The 21,167-nt window shown below is 73.0% G+C and carries 20 protein-coding genes; 9 read left to right on the top strand and 11 right to left on the bottom strand.

The features are described from left to right. The first annotated feature begins 17 nt into the window (after positions 1 to 17). Positions 18 to 812, top strand: a complete 795-nt coding sequence (locus AA0Z99_RS10415; protein WP_413317077.1) for a sulfite exporter TauE/SafE family protein — start codon at positions 18 to 20, stop codon at positions 810 to 812. Positions 813 to 1,231: 419 nt separating this feature from the next. Here AA0Z99_RS10415 and AA0Z99_RS10410 read toward each other — a convergent pair whose 3' ends face one another. The 5 genes from AA0Z99_RS10410 to AA0Z99_RS10390 are packed head-to-tail and all read right to left on the bottom strand — an operon-like array spanning position 1,232 to position 5,178. Then, positions 1,232 to 1,711, bottom strand: coding sequence for a DUF427 domain-containing protein (locus AA0Z99_RS10410; RefSeq protein WP_413317075.1), 480 nt, complete (start codon positions 1,709 to 1,711; stop codon positions 1,232 to 1,234). A gap of 8 nt (positions 1,712 to 1,719) precedes the next feature. Further along, a complete protein-coding gene (locus AA0Z99_RS10405) occupies positions 1,720 to 2,985 on the bottom strand; it encodes an MFS transporter (protein WP_413317074.1) in 1,266 nt (421 codons plus the stop codon). Continuing rightward, positions 2,982 to 3,401 carry a MarR family winged helix-turn-helix transcriptional regulator gene (locus AA0Z99_RS10400; RefSeq protein ID WP_413317072.1) on the bottom strand — a complete coding sequence of 140 codons (420 nt, stop codon included), beginning with the start codon at positions 3,399 to 3,401 and terminating at the stop codon, positions 2,982 to 2,984. Before AA0Z99_RS10400 ends, AA0Z99_RS10405 begins: the two co-directional genes overlap by 4 nt. A gap of 53 nt (positions 3,402 to 3,454) precedes the next feature. Further along, positions 3,455 to 3,889, bottom strand: coding sequence for a hypothetical protein (locus tag AA0Z99_RS10395; protein WP_413317070.1), 435 nt, complete (start codon positions 3,887 to 3,889; stop codon positions 3,455 to 3,457). 56 nt (positions 3,890 to 3,945) lie between these two features. Continuing rightward, entirely contained in the window at positions 3,946 to 5,178 is a 1,233-nt protein-coding gene (locus AA0Z99_RS10390) for a phosphotransferase (protein ID WP_413317068.1), read from the bottom strand. Positions 5,179 to 5,335: 157 nt separating this feature from the next. On the opposite strand from AA0Z99_RS10390, the gene AA0Z99_RS10385 reads away from it, so the two are divergent. Together AA0Z99_RS10385 and AA0Z99_RS10380 are read left to right on the top strand one after the other, a co-directional pair. Beyond that, a complete protein-coding gene (locus AA0Z99_RS10385) occupies positions 5,336 to 6,967 on the top strand; it encodes a sensor histidine kinase (RefSeq protein WP_413317066.1) in 1,632 nt (543 codons plus the stop codon). Beyond that, positions 6,952 to 7,617, top strand: coding sequence for a response regulator transcription factor (locus AA0Z99_RS10380; RefSeq protein ID WP_413317064.1), 666 nt, complete (start codon positions 6,952 to 6,954; stop codon positions 7,615 to 7,617). Before AA0Z99_RS10385 ends, AA0Z99_RS10380 begins: the two co-directional genes overlap by 16 nt. Positions 7,618 to 7,652: 35 nt before the next feature. On the opposite strand, the gene AA0Z99_RS10375 is transcribed toward AA0Z99_RS10380, so the two are convergent. The 4 genes from AA0Z99_RS10375 to AA0Z99_RS10360 all read right to left on the bottom strand — a co-directional run bounded on the left by AA0Z99_RS10375 (position 7,653) and on the right by AA0Z99_RS10360 (position 11,261). Then, on the bottom strand, positions 7,653 to 8,768 hold the full coding sequence (locus AA0Z99_RS10375; RefSeq protein ID WP_413317062.1) for an aminoglycoside phosphotransferase family protein: 1,116 nt from the start codon (positions 8,766 to 8,768) through the stop codon (positions 7,653 to 7,655). 221 nt (positions 8,769 to 8,989) lie between these two features. Continuing rightward, complete coding sequence (locus AA0Z99_RS10370) at positions 8,990 to 9,457, bottom strand: MarR family winged helix-turn-helix transcriptional regulator (RefSeq protein ID WP_413317060.1); 468 nt, start codon at positions 9,455 to 9,457, stop codon at positions 8,990 to 8,992. Next, entirely contained in the window at positions 9,454 to 10,071 is a 618-nt protein-coding gene (locus AA0Z99_RS10365) for an FMN reductase (protein ID WP_413317058.1), read from the bottom strand. The genes AA0Z99_RS10370 and AA0Z99_RS10365 overlap by 4 nt, the downstream gene beginning before the upstream one ends. Beyond that, on the bottom strand, positions 10,068 to 11,261 hold the full coding sequence (locus AA0Z99_RS10360) for an LLM class flavin-dependent oxidoreductase (protein WP_413320838.1): 1,194 nt from the start codon (positions 11,259 to 11,261) through the stop codon (positions 10,068 to 10,070). The genes AA0Z99_RS10365 and AA0Z99_RS10360 overlap by 4 nt, the downstream gene beginning before the upstream one ends. Positions 11,262 to 11,442: 181 nt before the next feature. Here AA0Z99_RS10360 and solA point away from each other — a divergent pair, with 181 nt between their 5' ends. Continuing rightward, positions 11,443 to 12,639 (top strand): N-methyl-L-tryptophan oxidase, encoded by a 1,197-nt coding sequence (gene solA, locus AA0Z99_RS10355; RefSeq protein ID WP_413317056.1) that lies wholly within the window; start codon positions 11,443 to 11,445, stop codon positions 12,637 to 12,639. 109 nt (positions 12,640 to 12,748) lie between these two features. On the opposite strand, the gene AA0Z99_RS10350 is transcribed toward solA, so the two are convergent. Beyond that, positions 12,749 to 14,029, bottom strand: coding sequence for an MFS transporter (locus AA0Z99_RS10350; protein ID WP_413317054.1), 1,281 nt, complete (start codon positions 14,027 to 14,029; stop codon positions 12,749 to 12,751). Positions 14,030 to 14,216: 187 nt separating this feature from the next. Here AA0Z99_RS10350 and AA0Z99_RS10345 point away from each other — a divergent pair, with 187 nt between their 5' ends. After that, positions 14,217 to 14,756 (top strand): hypothetical protein, encoded by a 540-nt coding sequence (locus AA0Z99_RS10345; RefSeq protein ID WP_413317052.1) that lies wholly within the window; start codon positions 14,217 to 14,219, stop codon positions 14,754 to 14,756. Between the two features lie 74 nt (positions 14,757 to 14,830). Here AA0Z99_RS10345 and AA0Z99_RS10340 read toward each other — a convergent pair whose 3' ends face one another. After that, the gene (locus tag AA0Z99_RS10340; protein ID WP_413317050.1) at positions 14,831 to 16,147 is read right to left on the bottom strand and encodes a uracil-xanthine permease family protein; all 1,317 of its coding nucleotides are present in this window, start codon (positions 16,145 to 16,147) and stop codon (positions 14,831 to 14,833) included. A gap of 156 nt (positions 16,148 to 16,303) precedes the next feature. On the opposite strand from AA0Z99_RS10340, the gene AA0Z99_RS10335 reads away from it, so the two are divergent. From AA0Z99_RS10335 to AA0Z99_RS10320, 4 genes are all read left to right on the top strand, one after another. Beyond that, entirely contained in the window at positions 16,304 to 16,837 is a 534-nt protein-coding gene (locus AA0Z99_RS10335) for a VanZ family protein (RefSeq protein WP_413317049.1), read from the top strand. Positions 16,838 to 16,874: 37 nt separating this feature from the next. Continuing rightward, positions 16,875 to 19,145 (top strand): ATP-binding cassette domain-containing protein, encoded by a 2,271-nt coding sequence (locus AA0Z99_RS10330; protein ID WP_413317047.1) that lies wholly within the window; start codon positions 16,875 to 16,877, stop codon positions 19,143 to 19,145. Between the two features lie 9 nt (positions 19,146 to 19,154). After that, positions 19,155 to 20,039 carry an alpha/beta fold hydrolase gene (locus AA0Z99_RS10325; RefSeq protein WP_413317045.1) on the top strand — a complete coding sequence of 295 codons (885 nt, stop codon included), beginning with the start codon at positions 19,155 to 19,157 and terminating at the stop codon, positions 20,037 to 20,039. Between the two features lie 63 nt (positions 20,040 to 20,102). Then, the gene (locus tag AA0Z99_RS10320; RefSeq protein WP_413317043.1) at positions 20,103 to 21,152 is read left to right on the top strand and encodes a biotin/lipoate A/B protein ligase family protein; all 1,050 of its coding nucleotides are present in this window, start codon (positions 20,103 to 20,105) and stop codon (positions 21,150 to 21,152) included. Positions 21,153 to 21,167 lie beyond the last annotated feature (15 nt).

Raw genomic sequence — 21,167 nt, 5'->3', positions numbered from 1 at the left:
CACGGCAGGATGGACGAGTGACTGAGCACGCCGAGACCGAGCACCGCAGACCGATCTGGGCGCTGGTGGGCATCGGCCTGCTGTCGGGCTTCCTGTCGGGCATGTTCGGCATCGGCGGCGGCATCGTGATCGTGCCGCTGCTGGTGCTGCTGGCGAAGTTCCCGCGCAAGCTCGCCGCGGGCACTTCGCTCGGCGCGATCGTGCCGGCGGCGCTCGTCGGCGTCGCGAGCTACGCAGCGGTCGGGCAGGTCGACTGGCTCGTCGCCCTGATCCTGGTCGTCGGATCGGTCGTCGGCGCCCAGCTCGGCGCCCACCTGCTGCACCGGCTGCCGGTGCTCGCGATCCGGTGGGCCTTCATCGTCTTCCTCGCGGCGGTCGCCGTCAGCCTCTTCCTCGTGGTGCCCTCGCGCGACGCGCAGCTCGAGCTCGACGTGCTGCCGATCATCGGGCTCGTGGTGCTCGGCTTCGTGACGGGCGTGCTCTCGGGCATCCTCGGCGTGGGCGGCGGCATCGTGATCGTGCCGATGCTGATCCTGCTGTTCGGGCAGAGCGACGTGGTCGCCAAGGGCACCTCGCTCGCGATGATGATCCCCACCGCGCTCTCGGGCACGATCGGCAACCTGCGTCGCAAGAACGTCGACCTGATCGCGGCCCTCATCGTCGGCGTGGCGGCGTGCGTCACGACGGCCCTCGGCGCGGCCGCGGCCATCGCGCTCGACCCGCGCACCGCATCCATCATCTTCGGCGCGTTCCTCGTGCTGCTGATCGTGCGCCTCGTCTTCGAGGCGATCAAGCTCGGCCACAAGGAGTAGCGGCACACCGAGGTCGTCCCGGGTGCGGGCCGAGGGTCAGCCGACCTCGTCGATGAGGCTCAGGCAGAACGGATGGCCGGCAGGATCGGCGAACACCAGGCAGTGCGCGGCGTTGGGCTGGTGCTCGAAGCGGCGGGACCGTGCCGCCCGTGATGTCGGCGGAGAAGGCCGCCAGCATCGCTGGTCGCGGGCATGCCAGGGTCGTCGAGCTGTAGCGGATGGCCTGCGACATGCCGCAACGCTAGCGCTGGGTGGGCTCCAGCAGGGCTCTCCGACAGATGTCGGACCGGTTGCGCCACGTCCGACCTGGTGCACCGGGTCGAACTGCGCGCACGGGGTCGCGCTTCGGCTGGCCCCGCTTCGGCTGGCCCGCCTCGGCAGCGGGCGCCGCGGAGCGGCGGGCGTGCAGCGCGTCGCCGCTACCAGCCCATCGTGCCGGGCGCGCCCTTGAACGGCCCCGTCACGCGCGAGGTGATCCAGCCGCCGTAGAAGCCGCCGGGCTGCGGCTCGACGACCTCGCCGTCGACCTCGACGCGATCCATGCGGCCCGGGTAGAGCGCGACGTGGTCGACGAGCGCCTCGAAGCCCGGGCTGGGCGTCGGGTAGGTCCACGCGGCGGCCTCGGCGGAGCGGCCGCCGCCCGAGACGGTCAGGTAGCTCGCGCGCCCCTTCCACTCGCACATGCTCGCGCCCGGTGCGCTGGTGAGCGCGCCGTCGACGAACGCCGAGCGCGGCAGGTAGTAGGTCGGCGGATGGCTCGTCTCGAGCACCCGCAGCGACTGCCGGCTCGTCGCGATGACCTCGCCGCCGAGGACGACGCGCACCAGCTCGTCGCTCGGCTCGAGGCGTGGCGGCCTCGGGTAGTCCCAGACCGATTCGACCTCTCGTGCGCTGCCCATGGCTCCCCCTACTTGACGATGTCGACCGACTCGGTGGCAGGCGGCAGCGTCAGCGTGCCGGTGCGCGTCATGCGGTCGCTGCGACGCACGCGGATCCAGTAGATCCCGCCGATCACGAACGCGGCCAGGCAGGTGCCCGCCGCGACCAGGATGCCCATGCGGGGGCCGAACGCATCCGCCACCCATCCGACGATGGGGGCGCCGATGGGGGTGCCGCCCATGAAGACCGCACCGTAGAGCGCCATCACGCGGCCGCGCACCTCGGGGGCGGAGGTGAGCTGCACCATGGAGTTCGCGTTCGTCATGAACAGCTGCGCCGTGAAGCCCGCGATCGCGAGCGCGGCTCCGAAGAGCCAGATGTTGGGGGTCCAGGCGGCGAGCGCGCAGGCGATCACGAACATGCCGATGCCGCCGACGATCGCCGTCCACCGCGGGCGCGAGGCGCGCGCCGACAGCAGCGCGCCGGTGACCGAGCCGATCGCCATCGCGCTCGAGAGGATGCCGAAGGTGTCGGCCTCCGCCTGGAACTCGATCGACGTCATGGTGGAGATGTAGATGGGGAAGTTCAGGCCGAACGTGCCGAGGATGAAGGCCATCACGAAGATGACGAGCAGATCCTTGCGCTTCTTCACGTACCGGAAGCCCTGCACGATGTCGCCGAAGCCCTTCGCGCCGCGCGGCGCCGGTTGCAGCTCGGTGGGGCGGATGCGCGCGAGCGCGACGAGCATGGCGACGAACGTGAGCGCGTTGATGAGGAAGACGGGCCCGGGGGCGACCAGCGCGATGAGCAGGCCGGCGACGGCGGGGCCGATCAGGCGCGCGCCGTGGAACGAGGCGGAGTTCAGCGCGACGGCGTTGGCGATGTCGGTCTGGCCGACGAGCTCGGAGACGAACGCCTGTCGAGCGGGCATGTCGAAGGCCTGCACGACGCCGAACATGAGCGCGAAGACCTGCACGTGCCAGAGCTCGACGATGCCGGTCGTGACGATGATGCCGAGCGCGAGCGCGAGCACGCCCATCGCGGATTGCGTGACCGCGAGCACCTTGCGGCGGTCGTACTTGTCGGCGATGAGGCCGGAGATCGGCACGAGCAGCAGCTGCGGCCCGAACTGCAGCGCCATGTTGAGGCCGACGGCGGTGGCGTCGTTCGCGGTCAGGACGGTCAGCACCGTCCACGACAGCGCCGTGGACTGCATCCATGCGCCGACGTTGGAGATGAGGGCGCCGACGAACCAGGTGCGGTAGTTGAACAGCCGCAGGCTCCGGAACATCATTGCTCTGCCAGCCGCTCGAGTAGGGGGACGGCCTTGGCGAGGATCTCGCGCTCGTCGGGCGTGAGCTTCGCGAGCGATTCGGCGAGCGTGCGGTTGCGCTGCTCGCGCATCGAGGCGATCATCTGCTCGCCCTTGTCGCTGATGCGCAGCACCACCATGCGCCCGTCGCTCGGGTGCGGGCTGCGCTCGACGTAGCCGAGGTCCTCGAGGTGCTGCAGCGTCTTCACCATGCTGGGCGGCTTCACGCACTCGGCGGCGGCGATGCGCGCGAGCGTCGGCTCCTCGAGCTGCTGCATGGTGCCGAGCGCCGAGAGGTGGTGCATCGACAGCGATTCGTCGGTGCGCTCCTTCCGCATGCGCCGGCCGAGGCGCACGAGCGCGACGCGGAGGGAGTCTGCGAGCGCGATGATGGCCATGTCGTTAGTCTATCTCACGACCCCTGGTGCGCGCTCCGCGCGCCGCGTCCGCGTCAGTCGCTGGATGCGGCGGAGGCGCCGGAGGCCGCCGAGGCGGCAGATGCCGAGCCGACCGGCGCGACGGGTGCTGGCGCCGGCACCGGGCGGGGCGCCTCCTGCTGCGCGGGAGCGGGAGCAGGCGCAGGCGCGGGTGCGGGCGCAGGCGCAGGGGCGGGCGCGCTGGAGGCGGCCGGCGCGGAGGCCGCGGTCGCCGTGGGGGCCGACGTGGGGGTCGGGGCGAGGATGTCGCTGCCCGACTTCAGCACGATGCCGGCGGCCTCGAGGCTGTCGCCGCCGGCCGCGTGCCCGCGGATCTGGCTGCCGGTGACCGGGGTGCCGCTGGCATCCTGCACGCTCATCGCGTTGGCGAGGCTCACCGCGCCGAGGCCGATGGCGCCGACGCTGAGGAGGCCGGCCGAACCGACGAGGACCCACTGGCTGCGCTTCATGCCCCCAGCGTGACGACGGAGCGTGAGGCGCGCAGGAGCCGCAGATGAGAGCTCTCTCATCTGCGTCGAGCATCGACCCCGAGGCTCGGCTGCAGGATGCGGGCGCCGATGGCGAGCTGCGCCGCCGCCGTCTCGAGGTCGCCGCGCTCGATGGGCGCGAGCGCGTGCGCGAGCACGTGCACGGCCGTGCGGTGCGCGACGCGCCGCGCGCCGGGGCGCTCAGGGGCGAGCCAGCGGTCGACCGCCGCATCGAGCAGGCGGGTGAACCCCGCCGCGCGCGCCGCATCGCCGCGCGCGAGCGCGATCGACGCCACCAGGTGACCGATGAAGGCCGCCTCGTCGTCTGCCGGATCGCCGAGCCCCGCGGTGTCGATGTCGATGACGCCGGAGATCGCGCTCGCGTCGCCCTCGTCCACGAACAGCTGCCCGACGTGCAGGTCGCCGTGCACGGTGCATCGCACCGCCTCGTCCACGACGAGGTCGGAGGCCTCGACCGACGCGACCATGCCGGTCACGAGCGCGAGCGGATCGGTGAGCGCCGCCACCTCGGCATCCGAGGCGCCGGCGCTCGCGGAGGCGCTGCCCGCGGCGGCGCGGTCCACGATCGCTCGCCCGAGTGCCGCGGCGATGCGATCCGTGTACCAGCCGTGGCGCAGCGCGAGCGAGGGGCGCGCATCCCGCCCGGTGTCGACCGCCGCCATCGCGGCGCGCAGCGACTCGATCGAGTCGAGCAGGCGCTCGGGGTCGAGCGCGTCGAGCCGCGAGGTGATCGGCGCGCCCGTGGCCGTCTCGGTGAGCACGATCCCGAGCTCCGACCAGCCGGTGATGGGCGGCACGGGCACCCCGCCGCCGCGCAGCGCCTCCTGCAGCGCCACGATCGACGACGATGCGTCGGGGCGCACGATCTTGAGGTACGTGTCCCGCGCGCCCGCGCGCATCCTGAACATCGCGCGCTTGCCGGGCCGGTAGACGAGCAGCTCCGGCACGCGGTCGATGCTCACGCCGAGCCTGCCCATGAGCGTCGCGGCGGCGTCGGGGAAGCTCGCCGGCGCCAGCGCCGGCAGCCGAGGGTCGGCGGGATGCAGCCAGATCCGCGCCTCGGGCCGCTGGGGGTCGCCGAGCACGAAGCCCGTCTCGGCGTCGACGCGCTTGCCGGAGGTGTCGACGTACCAGTAGCGCTTCGGCTCGCTGCCCTCCTCGAAGCCGGTGAGGGCGCCCGAGCCGGAGGGCTCGCGGCTCAGCAGGCGCAGCGGCCCGCCCAGGTCGTCGCCGAGGGCGTCGCGCAGCATCTGCTCCTCGACCGAGGGGGGTGCCGGGCGCGGCGCGCGCGGAGGCGTCGAATCGTCCACCCCTCGATCACAGCAGATCTCGGGGCTGCGCGCCTGCGATGTGAGGGTTCTCTCACCTGCCGCCGGCGAGCGGGCGCGGCAGGGTTGAATGGGGCGCATGCCCGACGGAGCCCTGCCGCGCCTGCGCACCTGGACGGTGCGCTCGCGCATCGTGCTGCTGCTGACGGTGCTGACGCTCGTGTCGGTGCTGGCCGCGGGCGTGGTCGCGTACGTCGTCGAGCGCTCCCGCGTCGTCGAGCAGATCGACGCGAACCTGCGGACGGCCCTCGACTCCGGCAGCTACACGGTCGCGGACCCCAGCGAGGGGTGGGCGTCGGCAGAGGATGCGCTCAGCGCCGTCGTGCAGCGCCTCGCGCCGGACGACAACACCGGCACGCTCGGCATCGTCGACGGCCGGCCCGCGCTCGTGCCGGGCATCCAGACCGACGTGCAGCTCGAGGCGCTGCCGGGCTTCGTCGATCGCATCGTCGCGGAGACCGCCGAGCACGAGACCGTCATGGGCACCTACGTGCACGAGGACGGCACGAGCGTGCGATACCTCGCCGCGCCCGTCACGGTCGGCGAGGTCGACACCGCGGTGCCGCCGAGCGCGATCTTCGTCACGGGCTACGACATCGCGGGAGAGCTCGCGGAGATCGACGACGCCGCCCGCGTCTACCTGATCACCGGCCTCGCGGCGGTCGTCGGTGCCTTCTTCCTGTCGCTGTGGGTCTCCGGCCGGCTGCTGCGGCCGGTGCGCCGCATGAACGCGGTCGCCGAGCGCTCCTCCGCCGCGAACCTCTCCGACCGGATCCCGGTCGGCGACAGCCGCGACGACGTCTCGCAGCTCGCCCGCACGGTCAACCGCATGCTCGACCGGCTCGGCGGCGCGCTCGACAGCCAGCGCGAGCTGCTGCGCGATGTGGGCCACGAGCTGAAGACCCCGATCACGATCGTGCGCGGCCACCTCGAGCTCGTCGACCCGAACGACCCGGCCGACGTCGCCGCGACGCGCGACCTCGCGATCGACGAGCTCGACCGCATGGCGCGGCTCGTCGACGACCTGCGCGCGGCTGCCCGCCTGCGGGATCCCAGCGCCTTCGACATCCGCCCCACCGACCTGCGGGCGCTCACCGAGTCGATCGCGGCGAAGGCGCGCGCGATCCGCGCACCGGGGACCGAGGCCGCGGGCGTCGCCGCGATCGACGACGCCGTCGTGAGCGCGCCCGTCACCGCGCTCCTCGACCCCGACCGCATCACGCAGGCGATGCTGCAGCTGGCCGCCAACGCCATCCGGCATGCCGACGGGCCCATCTCGATCGGCTCGCGCTCGCGCGGTCGCGACATCGAGCTGTTCGTGCGCGACAGCGGCCCCGGCGTGCCCGACGAGCTGAAGGGCGCGATCTTCGAGCGCTTCCGCCGCGGCCCCGCCGAGGGGCGGGGCGATGACGGCTCGGGCCTGGGGCTCGCGATCGTGCAGCTCATCGCCGAGACGCACGGCGGCAGGGCATGGGTGGCGGATGCGTGGAGCGGCCAGGCGGGCGAGGAGGCACCTCGACGCGGCTCGGAGTTCATCGTGACGCTGCCAGGCGCCGTGGTGGTCGAGGACGCCCCGCAGCAGCAGCCGCAGCCACAGGCACAGGCGCAGCAGCACGGTGACGACCAGGCCGCCGCACGCACCGCCGACCCCGCGGCGGCCCCTGCCGCACGCCCGAACCAGGCAAAGGAGCAGCCATGGCATCGATCCTGATCGCCGAGGACGAGGCGCGCATCGCGTCGTTCGTCGAGAAGGGCCTGCAGGCCTCCGGCTACACGACCCGCGTGGCGACCACCGGGCCCGAGGCGCTCGACCTCGCCCTCACCGACGAGTTCGACCTGCTCGTGCTCGACATCGGGCTGCCGGGCATCGACGGCTTCGAGGTGCTGGCGCAGCTGCGCGGCTCGGGCTCCACGGTGCCCGTCATCATCCTCACCGCCCGCGCGGGCGGCGCCGACACGGTCGCGGGGCTTGAGGGCGGCGCCGACGACTACATGGCGAAGCCGTTCCGCTTCGACGAGCTGCTGGCGCGCGTGCGGCTGCGCATGGCGACGAGCGCCGCCGCGAGCACCGCGCCGACGAGCGGGCTCGCCCACCAGGGGCTCGAGCTCGACATCCGCACCCGACGGGCGACGGTCGACGGGCGCGCGGTCGACCTCTCCGGCCGCGAGTTCGCGCTCGCCGAGGAGCTCGTGCGCCACGCCGGCCAGGTGCTCTCGCGCGAGCAGCTGCTCTCGCGCGTCTGGGGCTACGACTTCGACCCGGGCTCCAACGTCGTCGACGTCTACATCCGCTACCTGCGCAACAAGCTCGGCGCCGACCGCATCGAGACGGTGCGCGGCATGGGCTACCGACTGGTCTGACGGTCGAGGGCAGCGGCGCCGTCAGCGCGCCGGTGTCAGCGCTGGATGCCCGCCGTGACGCGCGCTCGCCGCAGCAGGAGGCTTGCCGCTCCGGTCGAGCGCTCGGCGGCCCGGATCCCGTGGCCCATCATGTGCAGCGCTGCGAGCGCGGTGGTGTGCGCGTCGCGCAGCCAGCGGTCGCTCGCCGCGTGCACCAGCTCGCGCAGCAGCGCCGCGTCGGCGTCGCGCCCGGCGACCTCGTTGCGCACGGCGCTCGCGGTGGCGTGGCCGATGAAGGCGGCGGCATCGTCGCTCGGGTCGCCGAGCCCCGCGGTGTCGACGTCGATCACGGCCGAGACGGCGCCGTCGGTGAAGAAGAGCTGCCCGATGTGCAGGTCGCCGTGGATCACCCGCGGCGGTCCGACGCGCCGCAGGTGCGGCACGAGGGCCGCCGACAGCTCGAGCACCTCGTGCCGCTGCTCGGGCAGCGCAGCCGCGAGGCGCTCGACGTGCCAGTCGAGGCGGCTGCCGACCGACGCCCGCGCGACGCGGTGCGTGCGCACGCCCAGCAGCTGCTCGCGCAGCGCGTCGGTGGCGTCGAGCAGCGCCTCCGGCGCCATGGTCGCCGCGACGACGGGACCCGGCGTGCCCGCGGCATCTCGCACGACGAGCGCACCCGCGCGCGACCAGTGCACGACCCGCGGTGCCGGCACGCCGGCGTCGCGGCAGGCCTGGTGGATCGTCGCCAGGTCCTCGGCCTCGCCCGGCCGCACGACCTTGACGAACATGTGCCTGCCGAGCTGCGTCATCCGCACCACCGCGCGACGACCGGGGCGGTAGGCGAGCACGCGGGCCTCGATGGGGCCGGGGGTGCTGCCGCCCGCCGCGGCGATGCGGGCGAGCCGCTCCGGGTCGAGCGCCGTGCGCAGCGCGGGCAGCCGTGGGTCGAGCGGATGCTCCCAGATGCGCGCGACGACGGCGCCGGCGCGGTCGCGGATGACGAAGCCGGTCTCCTTCGCCACCGCCTGGCGCGACGTGTCGACGAACCACTCGACCCTCGCGGCGCCGTCGTCGACGGTGAAGCGCGCGATGCGGCCCTCGCCGAAGGGCTCGGCGGAGACGAGGCGACCGGGGTGCCCGATCGCCTTCTCCAGCAGTCGCTGCTCCAGCACCCGACCATCGTCGCAGTGGGCGGCTGGGACACGCCGCAGAGCGGTGGAGCTCCGAGGACGAGGCCCTTTCGGGCCTCGTCGCGACCCCAGCTCCGTGCCCCGTCTCGGGGCTCGGTCCGGTGGAGCTCCGAGGACGAGGCCCTTTCGGGCCTCGTCGCGACCCCAGCTCCGTGCCCCGTCTCGGGGCTCGGTCCGGTGGAGCTCCCAGGACGAGGGTGCGCTCAGCCCTGCTCCGCCGTGCGACACTCGTCGAGCAGGCGCGCGCGCAGCGGGCCGAAGACGCGGTCGAGCACCGCGAGCGCCTCCTCGTCGAGCCCGTCCAGGAAGAGGTCGTCGACGTGGCGGGCGTGCACCGGGCGCGCCCGGCGCAGCCGCGTGCGCCCCGCGTCGGTGAGCACCGCATCGGTGCCGCGCCGGTCGTTCCGGCTCGGCTCTCGTGCGACGAGGCCCTCCCGCTCGAGCGCGGTGACGCGGTAGGTGAGCCGGCCCGGCGCGAAGGCGAGCGCGCGCGCCAGGTCGCCCATGCGCATGCGCAGTCCCTCGGCCTCCGAGAGCAGCAGCAGCACGTTGAAGTCACCCAGGTCGAGCCCGCTCGAGGCCTTGAGTCGGCGCTCGAGCTCGTTCGTGAGCAGCTGCGAGCCCTCGATGTAGCCGCGCCAGGCGCGCACGGCCAGCTCGCGCGAGCTCATGCGTGCCCCAGCATCTGCTCGAACGACACGAAGGCCTCGCCCTCGGTGTCGAAGGGGTCGGCCTCGCGGCGGCGGGGCATCGCCACCATGAGGTCGGCGAGCTCCTGCCCCTCGCGGGCGATGCGCCGCTCGAGGCCCGCCGTCGTCCCCCAGTCCTCGCTCGCCGCGAAGACGCCCGTCGGCACGACCTGCGCCTTCAGGTAGGCGAACATCGGGCGCATCGCGGTGTCCATCACCATCGAGTGGCGAGCGGAGCCTCCGGTCGCGCCGAGCGCGGTCGGGATGGAGGCCAGCTGCCCCTCCTCGATCACGTCGAAGAAGGACTTGAACAGCCCCGAGTAGCTCATGTTGAAGGTGGGGGTGACGGCGATGATGGCCTCCGCGTCGACCACCTCGCTGATCGCCGCGGCGAGCGCCTCGCTCGGGTTGTGCGTGAGCATGTGGCTCGCGATGTCCTGGGCGAGGGGGCGCAGCGTCACGTCGGCGGACTCGGCGTGCTGGCCGTGCGCGGTCAGCGCCGCGATGGTCGCGTCGCGCAGCCGGTCGGCCAGCAGCTTCGTGCTCGAGGGCTCGCCGAGCCCCGCGGAGACGACGGCGATGCGCGGGTTGCTCACGCCGCGCCCGCCACCCGCTCCGAGTCCTGTCGCGCGATCGCCGCACCCGTGTCGAGGTCGGTGCGCGCGCTCTGCGCCTGCCAGGCGCGGCCCTGCTCGCCGAGCTGCGTGCCCGCCGCGCGGGCTGCCGCGACCCGCGCGGCGTGCGTGGGCGCATCCGGCACGCCGTCCTGCCGCAGCAGGTCGAACTCGCGGCGCAGCACCGGCACGACCTCGGTGCCGAGGATCTCGATCTGCTCGAGCACCTCCTCGAGCGGCAGTCCGGCGTGGTCGACGAGGAACAGCTGGCGCTGGTAGTCGCCGGCGTAGTCGCGGAACGAGAGCGTGCGCTCGATGACCTGCTCGGGCGTGCCGACGGTGAGCGGCGTCGCCTCGGTGAACTCCTCGAGGCTCGGTCCGTGGCCGTAGACGGGCGCGACGTCGAAGAAGGGGCGGAACCGCTCCTTCGCCTCGCGCTCGGTCGACTTCATGAAGACCTGGCCGCCGAGGCCGACGAAGGCCTGCTCGGGCTCACCGTGGCCGTAGTGCGCGAACCGCGAGCGGTAGAGCCGCACCATGCGCTCGGTGTGCTCCTTGTTCCAGAAGATGTTGTTGTGGAAGAAGCCGTCGCCGTAGTACGCCGCCTGCTCGGCGATCTGCGGGGAGCGGATCGAGCCGTGCCAGACGAAGGGCGCGACGCCGTCGAGCGGCGCGGGCGTCGAGGTGAAGCCGGTCAGCGGGGTGCGGTGCTTGCCCTGCCAGTTGACGACCGGCTCGTGCCAGAGCTTGTGCAGCAGCGCGTAGTGCTCGATCGCGAGCTCCATGCCGTCGCGGATGTCCTTGCCGAACCACGGGTAGACGGGGCCGGTGTTGCCGCGGCCGAGCGTGAGGTCGGCGCGGCCGTCGCTGAGGTGCTGCAGCATCGCGAAGTCCTCGGCGATCTTCACCGGGTCGTTCGTCGTGATCAGGGTCGTCGCGGTCGAGAGGATGAGGCGCTCGGTCTGGGCGGCGATGTAGGCGAGCGTCGTGGTGGGGGAGGAGGAGAAGAACGGCGGGTTGTGGTGCTCACCCGCGGCGAAGACGTCGAGCCCGACCTCCTCTGCCTTCTTGGCCATCGCGACCCAGCCCGTGATGCGCTCGTGCTCGGTGGGGGTGCGGCCGGTGGTGGGATCCTGGGTGAGGTCGCTCACCGAGAAGATGCCGAACTGCATGCTGCTCACGGGTGGTCCTTCCGTCGCCGACGAATCTTTCAAAGTTGAACAAAGAGTGCAACGGCGTGTACCCCCAGCCTATTCCTGCGCTCTCTCCCTGGCTATCGGTGGGTCGATGCGCTGGGGAGCGGTGGACGACCAGCTGCCCGGGCGAGTGCGCACGCTCGCGTAGCGTGGCGGCATGAGCGCGGGTGCGGAGAGCGGGTTCGACGCGGATGTCGCGGTGGTGGGGCTGGGTGCGATCGGCTCGAGCACCGCGTGGCGGCTCGCCGCGCGCGGTGCCTCGGTGCTCGGCATCGACCAGCACGAGCCGGGGCACCCGTGGGGCGGCTCGCACGGACGCACGCGCCTCTTCCGCGTCGCGTGCCTCGAGCATCCGGGCCTGACCCCCATCGCGCGTCGGGCGCGCGAGCTGTGGCGGGAGCTCGAGGCGGCGAGCGGCGAGTCGCTGCTGCTCGAGACCGGCGCCGTCATGATCGGACGACCCGGCTCGCGCATCATCGAGGGCACGCTCGCGGCGGCTGCGGCGCACGCGCTGCCCGTCGAGGAGCTGAGCGCCGACGCGATCGCCGACCGGATGCCGGGCCACGCGCGCCTCGACCCGGGCGACGTGGGGCTGTGGGATCCGGAGGCCGGTGTGCTGCGGCCGGAAGCCGCCATCGTCGCGGCTGTCGATGCGGCGCGCGCCGCCGGCGCCCGCATCCGCACCGGCGAGCGAGTCCTCGCCATCGAGGCGGACGCCGAGGGCGTCACCGTGCGGCTCGCGCACGACGAGGTGCGCGCGCGGCGGGTCGTCGTCTCCGCCGGGCCGTGGCTGCCGCAGCTCGTGCCCGGGCTGCCGATCACGCCGCACCGCGTGGTGATGACCTGGTTCCGCGCTCGCGACGGCCACGACGCATCCGTCGAGCGGCTGCCGGTGTTCATCCGATCGGTGCCGGGCACCGGAGCCGACGAGCCGACCTGGATCTGGGGTCACGGCGCGTTGCCGGGCGACCTTGCGAAGGTGGGGCCCGAGTTCGACGGGCCCTTCGACGCCGACGACCCGGACGCGATCGATCGCGAGATCCACCCGGGCGAGACCGAAGGCATCAGCGCCTCCGTCGCCGCGGCCCTCGCCGACCTCGACCCCGTGCCGGCCGAGCTGACGACCTGCATCATGGCGCACACGCCCGACGGGCAGTTCGTCGTGGGTCGCGCGCCGGCCGTGGGTCGCGAGGCGTCCGGCACCGCCGCATCCGACCGCCTCGTCGTCGCCGGCGGCTGCTCGGGCCACTCGTTCAAGCACGCCTCAGCGCTCGGTGAGCTCGCCGCACAGCTGGCGGTCGACGAGGCGCCGTTCACCGACATCGGCTTCCTCGACCCGGCTCGCTTCGCCTGAGCTCGGCAGTGTCGCGCAGACCTCGCGCCGGTCGACCGGCGGCAGTGCCGTTCGACCGGATGATCCGGTCGACGGGCTCCTACGCCGGTTGGAGGTCGGTCGTGCGGGCTCAGACGTTGGTCGCGGGGTCGACCGCCGGGCCCTCGCCCGTGGCGCTCGCGGCATCGGCGGGCGAGCGCTGCGCCCGGCTCAGCAGCACGAAGGGCACCGCGGCAGCCGAGATGACCCCGCTCAGCAGCAGCGAGAGCCCGTAGCCGCCGAGGTCGGCGGAGCGCCCCAGCACGGGCTGCGCGATGGCGCTGCCGCCCGAGCCCAGCAGCGAGTCGAACGACAGCACCGTCGCCCGCTGCTTCGCGGGGATCATGTCGTTGAGGTAGGCGCGGCGCACCGGGTCGTCGATCGAGGACATGACGCCCCAGAGCGCCACGAGCGCGACCGCGACCCAGAAGCTCTGCACGAGCCCCAGCCCCACGAGCACGACGACGCCCGTGACGGTCGACAGCAGGATCGTCGAGGTGCGCTTCCGGAACCACCGCCGCACGACCGGTGCGAGGAAGCCGCCGAGCATCGCCGAGCCCGACAGCAGCGCGGCGGCGAGGCCCGCGATCGAGTAGGCTTCGGGGTCGCCCCACAGCTGCAGCAGATGGGGCTGCAGCGCGTAGAAGGCGTAGAAGCCGACGCCGGCGGTGAAGGGGCTCGCCAGCATCAGCCACCGCACGGGCGGGTTGCCGAGCCCGTGCCGCAGCGACGCCCGCAGCACCGTGCGGGTCGCGCGCAGCGGTCCTTCGCTGCGGTCGGGCGTGAAGCCGAGGTCGCGCATCAGGAGTCCTGCGATCACCACCATCGCCACGAGCACCCCGGCCCGCAGGAGGAAGGGGACCCCCAGGTCCGTCAGCTGCGCCACCACCCCGCCCAGCACCGAGCCGACGAGCATCGCGCCGCCGCTGACGATCACCGAGCGGCCGAAGACCCGCTCGAGCGACCCCTCGTAGCCCGTCGCCTGCAGCGCATCGACGAGCCAGGCATCCACCGCCCCGGTGAAGAACGTGAAGCCGAGCCCGAGCAGCATCGACGCGAGCGCCCAGGCCCAGAAGGGCGCCTGCCACAGCCACATGAGCCAGTAGAGGCAGGTCGTCACCGCGAGCGTCGCCGAGCCCAGGATGTACGACCAGCGCCGCCCCATCGTGTCGGCGACGACGCCGGTGGGGATCTCGAACACGAGCACGCCGACGGTGTAGAAGGCGTTGGCGGCGAAGGCCTCGAGGTTCGTGAGCCCGGCGTCGAGCAGGAACAGCGTGTTGATGCCCCAGATGAACGACGCCGCGAGCGTGTTGCCGAGCACGAGCACGTAGTAGGTGCGCTGCACGCGGCCGGGGCTCTGCGCGCTCATGCCCGCTGCCACGACCCGTTGCGCTCGACGCCTGTCATGCGGCCAACCATGGCACGCGGATGCGCGGGGCGACAGTGCGGGCACGCGGCTGCGCGGCGGCGCCCCGCGGCGCGCGCGGACCGCACGCGGCGCTCACCCCGCGCGCACCCCGCGCGCGCACGGCGCGGGCGGCCCTACGCTGAGCGCCATGCACGCACGAGACCATGCCGCCGTGACCCCGCCCCGCCAGGACGAGGCCGAGCGCCGTCACATCGCCGCCGCGCTCCGCGAGCGCGTCTACGTCTCCTTCACGGCGCTCGCGGTGACGATCGCGACCGCGAGCCACGCGCACGAGCTGACGGCGGGCGCCGCAGCGCTGACGATCGGCATCGCGATCGGCGGCATCGTGCTCGCGGCCTTCGTCGCCGAGCTCCTCGCGCACCTGGCCGTGCACCAGGAGCCGCCCGCGCGCGCAGACCTCGGGCGCATGGTCACCGCGACGCTCGGCGCCGCGACGGTCGTGCTCGTGCCGCTCGCGGCGCTCGGCCTCGCCGGGCTCGACGTCTGGTCGGTCGAGACGGCGCTGCGGGTGGTCGCGTGGCTGCTGATCGCGTGGCTGGCCGTCGTCGGCTGGCTCGGCGTGCGCCGCATGCGGGTGCGACTGCTCGTGCGCGTGCTGCTGCTCGCGGTGCTCGTGCTGCTCGGCTGCGCCGTGATCGCGGTCGAGCTGCTGGCGCACTCGCTCTGACGGGCGGCGGCGGCCGCGCCGCAGCGTCCGCAGCACGAGCGGGCCGCGGACGCCGCGGGCCGGGCGGAGGCGCGCTACTCGGCCGGGTCGGGCGCGGGCGGCGCGTGGTCCGGTCGCACCGCCGCATCCCTCCCGCGGAGGCGCTCCAGCGCATCCATCAGGTGGTAGATCACGAGGGTCGCCACCGTGCCGAGCACGATGCCCTCGAAGACCAGCTCGCCCGCGGAGAGCGTGTAGTTGGCGATCGCGACGATGAGGCCGACGCCCGCGGCGAACTGGTTGCGAGGGATCGAGAAGTCGACGCGGTTCTCGATCCAGATGCGCACGCCGATGATGCCGATCAGGCCGTAGAGCGCGGTCGTCACCCCGCCGAGCACGCCCGCCGGCACGGCGAAGATGAGGGCGCCGACCATGGGGCTGAGCCCGAGCAGGATCGCGGTGATCGCCGCCACCCAGTAGGCGGCGGTGGAGAAGACGCGGGTCGCGCTCATGACGCCGATGTTCTCGCCGTAGGTGGTGGTCGCGGAGCCGCCGAACAGGCCCGCGAGCACGGTCGCGCCGCCGTCGGCCATGAGGGCGCGGCCGGCGAGCGGGTCGAGGTCGCGGTCGAGCAGCTGGCCGACGCCCTTGACGTGCCCGAGGTTCTCGGCGATCAGCGGCAGCACGACGGGCACGAACAGCAGCAGCGAGGGCAGCAGCGCCGGGTCGAACGAGGGCGTCTGGAAGTCGGGCAGGCCGACGAGCGGCTGGTCCCAGATCGCGGCCCAGTCGATCTTCCCCTGCACGGCGGCGATGGCGTAGCCGACCACGACGCCCACGAGGATCGCCAAGCGGCCGATGAGGCCCCGGAAGAGCACGGCCGTGAGGATGATCGCGCCGAGCGTGATGATCGACAGGAGCGGATCCTCCTCGAAGTTGCCCTTGGCGGCCGGCGCGAGGTTGAAGCCGATGAGCGCGACGATCGTGCCGGAGACGACGGGCGGCATGAGCACCGTGATCCAGCGGGTGCCCGCGAGGTGCACGACGAGGCCGACGATCGCGAGCAGCGCCCCGGTGAGCACGATGCCGGCCAGCGCGAAGCCCTGGCCGCCCATCGCCGTGGCCGCGCCGACGGGTGCGAGGAACGCGAAGGAGGAACCCAGGTAGCTGGGCAGCCGGTTCTTCGTGATCAGCAGGAACAGGATGGTGCCGATGCCGGAGAACAGCAGCGTCGTCGAGGGCGGGAAGCCCGTGATGATCGGCACGAGGAAGGTGGCGCCGAACATCGCGACCACGTGCTGCATGCCGAGCCCGATCGTGCGGCCCCAGCCGAGCCGCTCCTCGGGCAGCACGAGGTCGGAGGCGGTCAGGTGCGCGCCGTCGCGCTTCGTCCAGCGGAACATGGTGGCCATGAGCGTGGCGCCCTTCGGTGCGTGTGCGGGTGGTGCGTGTGCGGGTGGTGCGGGATGCGGGTGGTGCGGGATGCGGGTGATGCGGGATGCGCGGGACGCGCGACCGGAGCCGGAGCGTCCACTCCCGGATCGTAGCCGCGCCGCTACCGTCGTGCTGTGCTCTCGACGACCCTGGCCGCATACCCGTGGCTCGCCGGCGTGCTGCTCGCGGTCGTCGTGACCCTCGGGCTGCCGGCTGCGTGGTGGCTCGCGCAGCGCCCGCGGCTGGCCTGGGCGCTCGCGGTCGCGACGGGCGTCGCGACGCTGCTGCTGACGCTGCTGCCGACCCCTCGCCAGCTCGACGTCGGCTGCGCCGTCGAGTGGGATGCGTCGCTCACCGCCCCCGAGCCGCTCGCCAACGTCGTGCTGCTCGTGCCCTTCGCGCTGCTCGTGGGCGTCGCGATCGGCCGGCCGCTCGCCGGTGCGCTGCTCGGCTTCGCCGCGGGGGCGCTCCTGTCGGCGCTCATCGAGGCGGTGCAGGCGCTCGTGCCCGCCATCGGCCGCTCGTGCTCCACCGGCGACCTGCTGGCGAACGCCGTCGGCGCCGCGATCGGCGGCCTGCTCGCCCTCGCCGCGCTCCACCTCGCGCGCCGCTCCCGCCAGCGCGCTGCGCGCCGCGGCAGCGCGCAGCGGGAGGCCGCTCACGACTGAGCGCACGCGCGTGGGCGGCACGGAGTACGGTCGAGCCGTGACCGAGCAGATCAGCGTCCGCGGTGCGCGCGAGAACAACCTCCAGTCCGTCGACGTCGACATCCCCAAGCGCCGGCTGAGCGTCTTCACCGGCGTGTCCGGCTCGGGCAAGTCGAGCCTCGTGTTCGGCACGATCGCGGCCGAGTCGCGCCGCCTGATCGACGAGACGTACGACGCGTTCGTGCAGGGCTTCATGCCGCAGGTGCCGCAGCCGGAGGCCGACAGCCTGGAGGGCCTCACGGCCGCGATCCTCGTCGGTCAGGACCAGATGGGCGCGAACTCCCGCTCCACCGTCGGCACGGCCACGGATGCGTACACGATGCTCCGCGTGCTCTGGTCGCGCGTCGGCACGCCGCGGCTCGAGTCGTCGGTGCTGTTCTCCTTCAACGACCCGCGCGGCATGTGCCTCGTGTGCGAGGGGCTCGGCCGCGTCTCGGCGATCGACGTCGACGCGATCGTCGACCGCTCGAAGTCCCTCGAGGGCGGCGCCATCGACTTCCCGAACTACCAGGTCGGCGGCTGGTACTGGAAGCTCTACGCCGAGTCGGGCCTCCTCGACCCGGCGAAGCGCATCGCCGACTACAGCGACGAGGAGCTGCAGACGTTCCTCCACGGCGAGGAGCGCAAGGTCGCCCTGGCGGGATTCACCATGACCTACGAGGGCCTGATCCCGAAGCTCAAGAAGAGCGTCTTCGTGAAGGATCCCGAGTCCATGAAGCCCGCGCTGCGGGCGCGCGTCGAGGCGGCCGCCACCTTCGGCGACTGCGAGGCGTGCGGGGGCTCCCGGCTCAACGCGGCAGCCCGCGAGGTGCGCGTGCAGGGCGTCACGATCGCCGAGGCGACGGCGATGCAGCTCACCGACCTCGCGCCCTTCGTCGCCGGCATCCCCGGGGATGCCGGGGGTGCCGCGACCGCCCCGCTGCGCGCCAAGCTCGTCGAGCTGCTCCAGACCTTCGACGCCATCGGCCTCGGCTACCTCTCGCTCGACCGCCCCGCTGGGTCGCTCTCGGGCGGCGAGGCGCAGCGCACCAAGATGGTGCGCCACATCGGGTCGGCCCTCACCGACGTCACCTACGTCTTCGACGAGCCGACCGCGGGCCTGCACGCGCACGACGTCGAGCGCATGAACGGCCTGCTGCAACGCCTGCGCGACAAGGGCAACACCGTGCTCGTCGTCGAGCACAAGCCCGAGGTGATGGCGATCGCCGACCGGATCGTCGACATGGGGCCGGGTGCCGGCACGAACGGCGGCACCGTCGTCTTCCAGGGCACCTTCGACGAGCTGCGTGCCTCCGGCACCCGCACGGGCGGGCACCTCGAGCACCGCCAGCAGATCAAGGCGGCGGTGCGCGAGCCGCAGGGGCGCATCGAGATCCGCGACGCGCGCTCCCACAACCTCACGGGCGTCGACGTGGATGTGCCGACGGGCGTGCTCGTGGCCGTCACGGGGGTCGCGGGCTCGGGCAAGTCGTCGCTCATCCACGGCTCGCTGCCGCGCGACGGCGCCACCTTCGTGGACCAGACGATCATCAGGGGCTCGCGCCGCTCCAACACGGCAACCTACACGGGCATCCTCGAACCCATCCGCAAGGCGTTCGCCACGGCGAACCAGGTCAAGCCGGCGCTCTTCAGCGCCAACTCGGAGGGTGCGTGCCCCGAGTGCAAGGGGCTCGGCGTCATCTTCTCCGACCTCGCGTTCATGGCCGGCGTCTCCACGCCGTGCGAGCTGTGCGGCGGGCGACGCTTCACCGCGGAGGTCCTCGAGTACGAGCTGCGCGGGGCGTCGATCGGCGATGTGCTCGACATGTCGATCGAGGAGGCCGCCGCCTTCTTCACCGAGAAGCAGGTGGCGCCCATGCTCGGCCGCCTCGTCGACGTCGGCCTCGGCTACATCACGCTCGGCCAGACCCTCACGACGCTCTCGGGCGGTGAGCGCCAGCGGCTGAAGCTCGCGATCGAGATGGGCACGACCGCGCGCGTGATCGTGCTCGACGAGCCGACCACCGGCCTGCACATGGCCGATGTCGACAACCTGATCGGGCTGCTGGAGCGCATCGTCGACGCCGGTCGCACGGTCATCGTCATCGAGCACAACCTCGACGTCGTCTCGCGCGCCGACTGGATCATCGACCTCGGCCCGGGAGCCGGCGCGCAGGGCGGGCGGGTCGTCTTCGAGGGCACCCCGGCGGCGCTCGCGGCCGATCCCGGCGACTCGCTCACGGGACGCCATCTCGCCCAGCGGCTCGCGGCCACCGCGACAGCGTTCTAAAATCGCACCATGCCCAAGTTCACCGCCATCCGCGCCGAGTCGACCTTCGTCGACCTGCAGGGCGTGAACATCCACGTCTACACGTGGAAGCCGGGCAAGCCGAAGGCCGTCGTGCTCATCGCCCACGGCCTCGGCGAGCACGCGCTGCGCTACGAGCACGTGGCGCAGCGGCTCGTCGCCTCCGGCTACGCGGTGTGGGCGCTGGATCAGCGCGGGCACGGCGCGACGGGCATCGAGCAGCACGGCGGCGATCTCGCGCAGCTCGGCAAGCTCGGCCCGGGCGGCATGCGCGCCGTGGTCGGCGATCTCGCGAGCGCCCTGCGGCGCATCCGCGGCGAGCACCCGGCGCTGCCGGTGGCGATCCTCGGGCACTCGTGGGGCTCCATCTCGACCCAGCTGCTGCTCAACAGCCATGCCTCGCTCGTCGACGCCGCCGTCCTCTCCGGCACCGCCTACCGCATGCCGGGCTGGATGAACGCGGGCGACCTCAACGCCCGCCACACGCACCTGGGCGAGACCGGCTACGAGTGGCTCTCGCGCGACCAAGCGGTGATCGACGCGTTCGTGGCGGATCCGCTGACCTTCCCTGCCAAGCCCCTGCAGCTCTTCGGGCCGATCGAAGGAGCCCGGCTCTACGGCGTGCCCTCCCGTCGCATCCGCAGCGACCTCCCCGTCCTCATCGCGGGCGGCTCCGACGACTCGCTCGGCGGCACGAAGTCGCTGCAGCGCCTCGGCGAGGCCTACCGCAGCCGCGCCGGTCTCACCGACGTGACCGTGACGGTCTACCCGGGCGCCCGCCACGAGATCCTCAACGAGATCAACAAGGCGAAGGTGCTCGACGACATCGTCGGCTGGCTCGACGAGCGGCTCGCGCCGCCGCGCGCCGAGCGGTAGCCAGACCGGCGGGCCGTCCCGCGAGCCTGCGCGGCCCGGCGGAGCGCGTCGTAGGCTGGGCTCATGCACGGCGAGTACAAGGTCCCCGGCGGCAAGCTCGTGGTGGTCGACCTCGAGGAGCAGGACGGCCGCATCGCCGGCTTCCGGCTCGCGGGCGACTTCTTCCTCGAGCCCGACGAGGCGCTCGGCGCGATCGACGCCGCCGTCAACGGCCTGCCCACGACGGCGACCGCGGTCGAGATCGGCGAGGCGATCACGGCGGCGCTGCCGGCCGACGCGGCACTGCTCGGCTTCACGCCCGAGTCGGTCGGCGTCGCAATCCGGCGGGCGCTGCAGCACGCGAGCTCGTTCGCCGACTACGAGTGGACGATCATCGACGACGAGCCGCGCCTGCCGATCGTGCACGTGGCGCTCGACGAGGTGCTCACCGAGGAGGTCGGCGCGGGGCGCCGCGGTCCGACGCTGCGCTTCTGGAACCTCGCGGGGCCGGCCGTCTACCTCGGCTCCTTCCAGTCGTTCAAGAACGAGGTCGAACCCGAGGCGGCTGCGCGCCACGGCATCCCCGTGCTCCGCCGCATCACCGGTGGCGGCGCCATGTTCTCCGAGCCCGACAACGCCATCACCTACTCGCTCACTGTGCCGGGCGACCTCGTCTCGGGCATGAGCTTCCAGGATTCCTACGCGTTCCTCGACGCGTGGGTGATCGAGGCGCTCAAGGGGCTCGGCATCGACGCGTTCTACGCGCCGCTCAACGACATCACCTCCTCGAAGGGCAAGATCGGGGGCGCCGCGCAGAAGCGCCTCGCCTCCGGCGCCGTGCTGCACCACGCGACGATGTCCTACGACATCGACGCCGACACGATGACCGAGGTGCTGCGCATCGGCAAGGAGAAGCTGAGCGACAAGGGCACCACGAGCGCGAAGAAGCGCGTCGACCCGCTCAAGTCGCAGACGGGCATGGAGAAGGCTGCGGTGCAGGATGCGCTCAAGGCCACCTTCCGGCGCCTGTTCGGCGGTGCGGAGGGCGCGCTCACGCCGGCCGAGCTCGCCGAGGCCGAGGAGCGGATCCGCACCAAGTTCGGCACCGAGGAGTGGCTGCACCGCGTGCCCTGAGCGCGCCGCGCCGCC

The sequence above is a fragment of the Agrococcus phoenicis genome (assembly GCF_047302415.1).
In the GTDB taxonomy this organism is placed as follows: domain Bacteria; phylum Actinomycetota; class Actinomycetes; order Actinomycetales; family Microbacteriaceae; genus Agrococcus.
The sequence above is the reverse complement of the archived record's forward strand: the minus strand, read 5'-3'. Positions and strand labels throughout refer to the sequence as shown.

What these genes read in the sequence shown, in the direction of transcription:
- AA0Z99_RS10405 (WP_413317074.1), bottom strand. Translation starts at nt 2,985, where the DNA reads ATGATGTTCCGGAGCCTGCGGCTGTTCAACTACCGCACCTGGTTCGTC.
- solA (WP_413317056.1), top strand. Translation starts at nt 11,443, where the DNA reads ATGAGCGCGGGTGCGGAGAGCGGGTTCGACGCGGATGTCGCGGTGGTG.
- AA0Z99_RS10345 (WP_413317052.1), top strand. Translation starts at nt 14,217, where the DNA reads ATGCACGCACGAGACCATGCCGCCGTGACCCCGCCCCGCCAGGACGAG.
- AA0Z99_RS10370 (WP_413317060.1), bottom strand. Translation starts at nt 9,457, where the DNA reads ATGAGCTCGCGCGAGCTGGCCGTGCGCGCCTGGCGCGGCTACATCGAG.
- AA0Z99_RS10385 (WP_413317066.1), top strand. Translation starts at nt 5,336, where the DNA reads ATGCCCGACGGAGCCCTGCCGCGCCTGCGCACCTGGACGGTGCGCTCG.
- AA0Z99_RS10350 (WP_413317054.1), bottom strand. Translation starts at nt 14,029, where the DNA reads ATGAGCGCGCAGAGCCCCGGCCGCGTGCAGCGCACCTACTACGTGCTC.
- AA0Z99_RS10320 (WP_413317043.1), top strand. Translation starts at nt 20,103, where the DNA reads ATGCACGGCGAGTACAAGGTCCCCGGCGGCAAGCTCGTGGTGGTCGAC.
- AA0Z99_RS10325 (WP_413317045.1), top strand. Translation starts at nt 19,155, where the DNA reads ATGCCCAAGTTCACCGCCATCCGCGCCGAGTCGACCTTCGTCGACCTG.
- AA0Z99_RS10410 (WP_413317075.1), bottom strand. Translation starts at nt 1,711, where the DNA reads ATGGGCAGCGCACGAGAGGTCGAATCGGTCTGGGACTACCCGAGGCCG.
- AA0Z99_RS10395 (WP_413317070.1), bottom strand. Translation starts at nt 3,889, where the DNA reads ATGAAGCGCAGCCAGTGGGTCCTCGTCGGTTCGGCCGGCCTCCTCAGC.
- AA0Z99_RS10360 (WP_413320838.1), bottom strand. Translation starts at nt 11,261, where the DNA reads ATGCAGTTCGGCATCTTCTCGGTGAGCGACCTCACCCAGGATCCCACC.
- AA0Z99_RS10380 (WP_413317064.1), top strand. Translation starts at nt 6,952, where the DNA reads ATGGCATCGATCCTGATCGCCGAGGACGAGGCGCGCATCGCGTCGTTC.
- AA0Z99_RS10390 (WP_413317068.1), bottom strand. Translation starts at nt 5,178, where the DNA reads ATGCTGCGCGACGCCCTCGGCGACGACCTGGGCGGGCCGCTGCGCCTG.
- AA0Z99_RS10400 (WP_413317072.1), bottom strand. Translation starts at nt 3,401, where the DNA reads ATGGCCATCATCGCGCTCGCAGACTCCCTCCGCGTCGCGCTCGTGCGC.
- AA0Z99_RS10340 (WP_413317050.1), bottom strand. Translation starts at nt 16,147, where the DNA reads ATGGCCACCATGTTCCGCTGGACGAAGCGCGACGGCGCGCACCTGACC.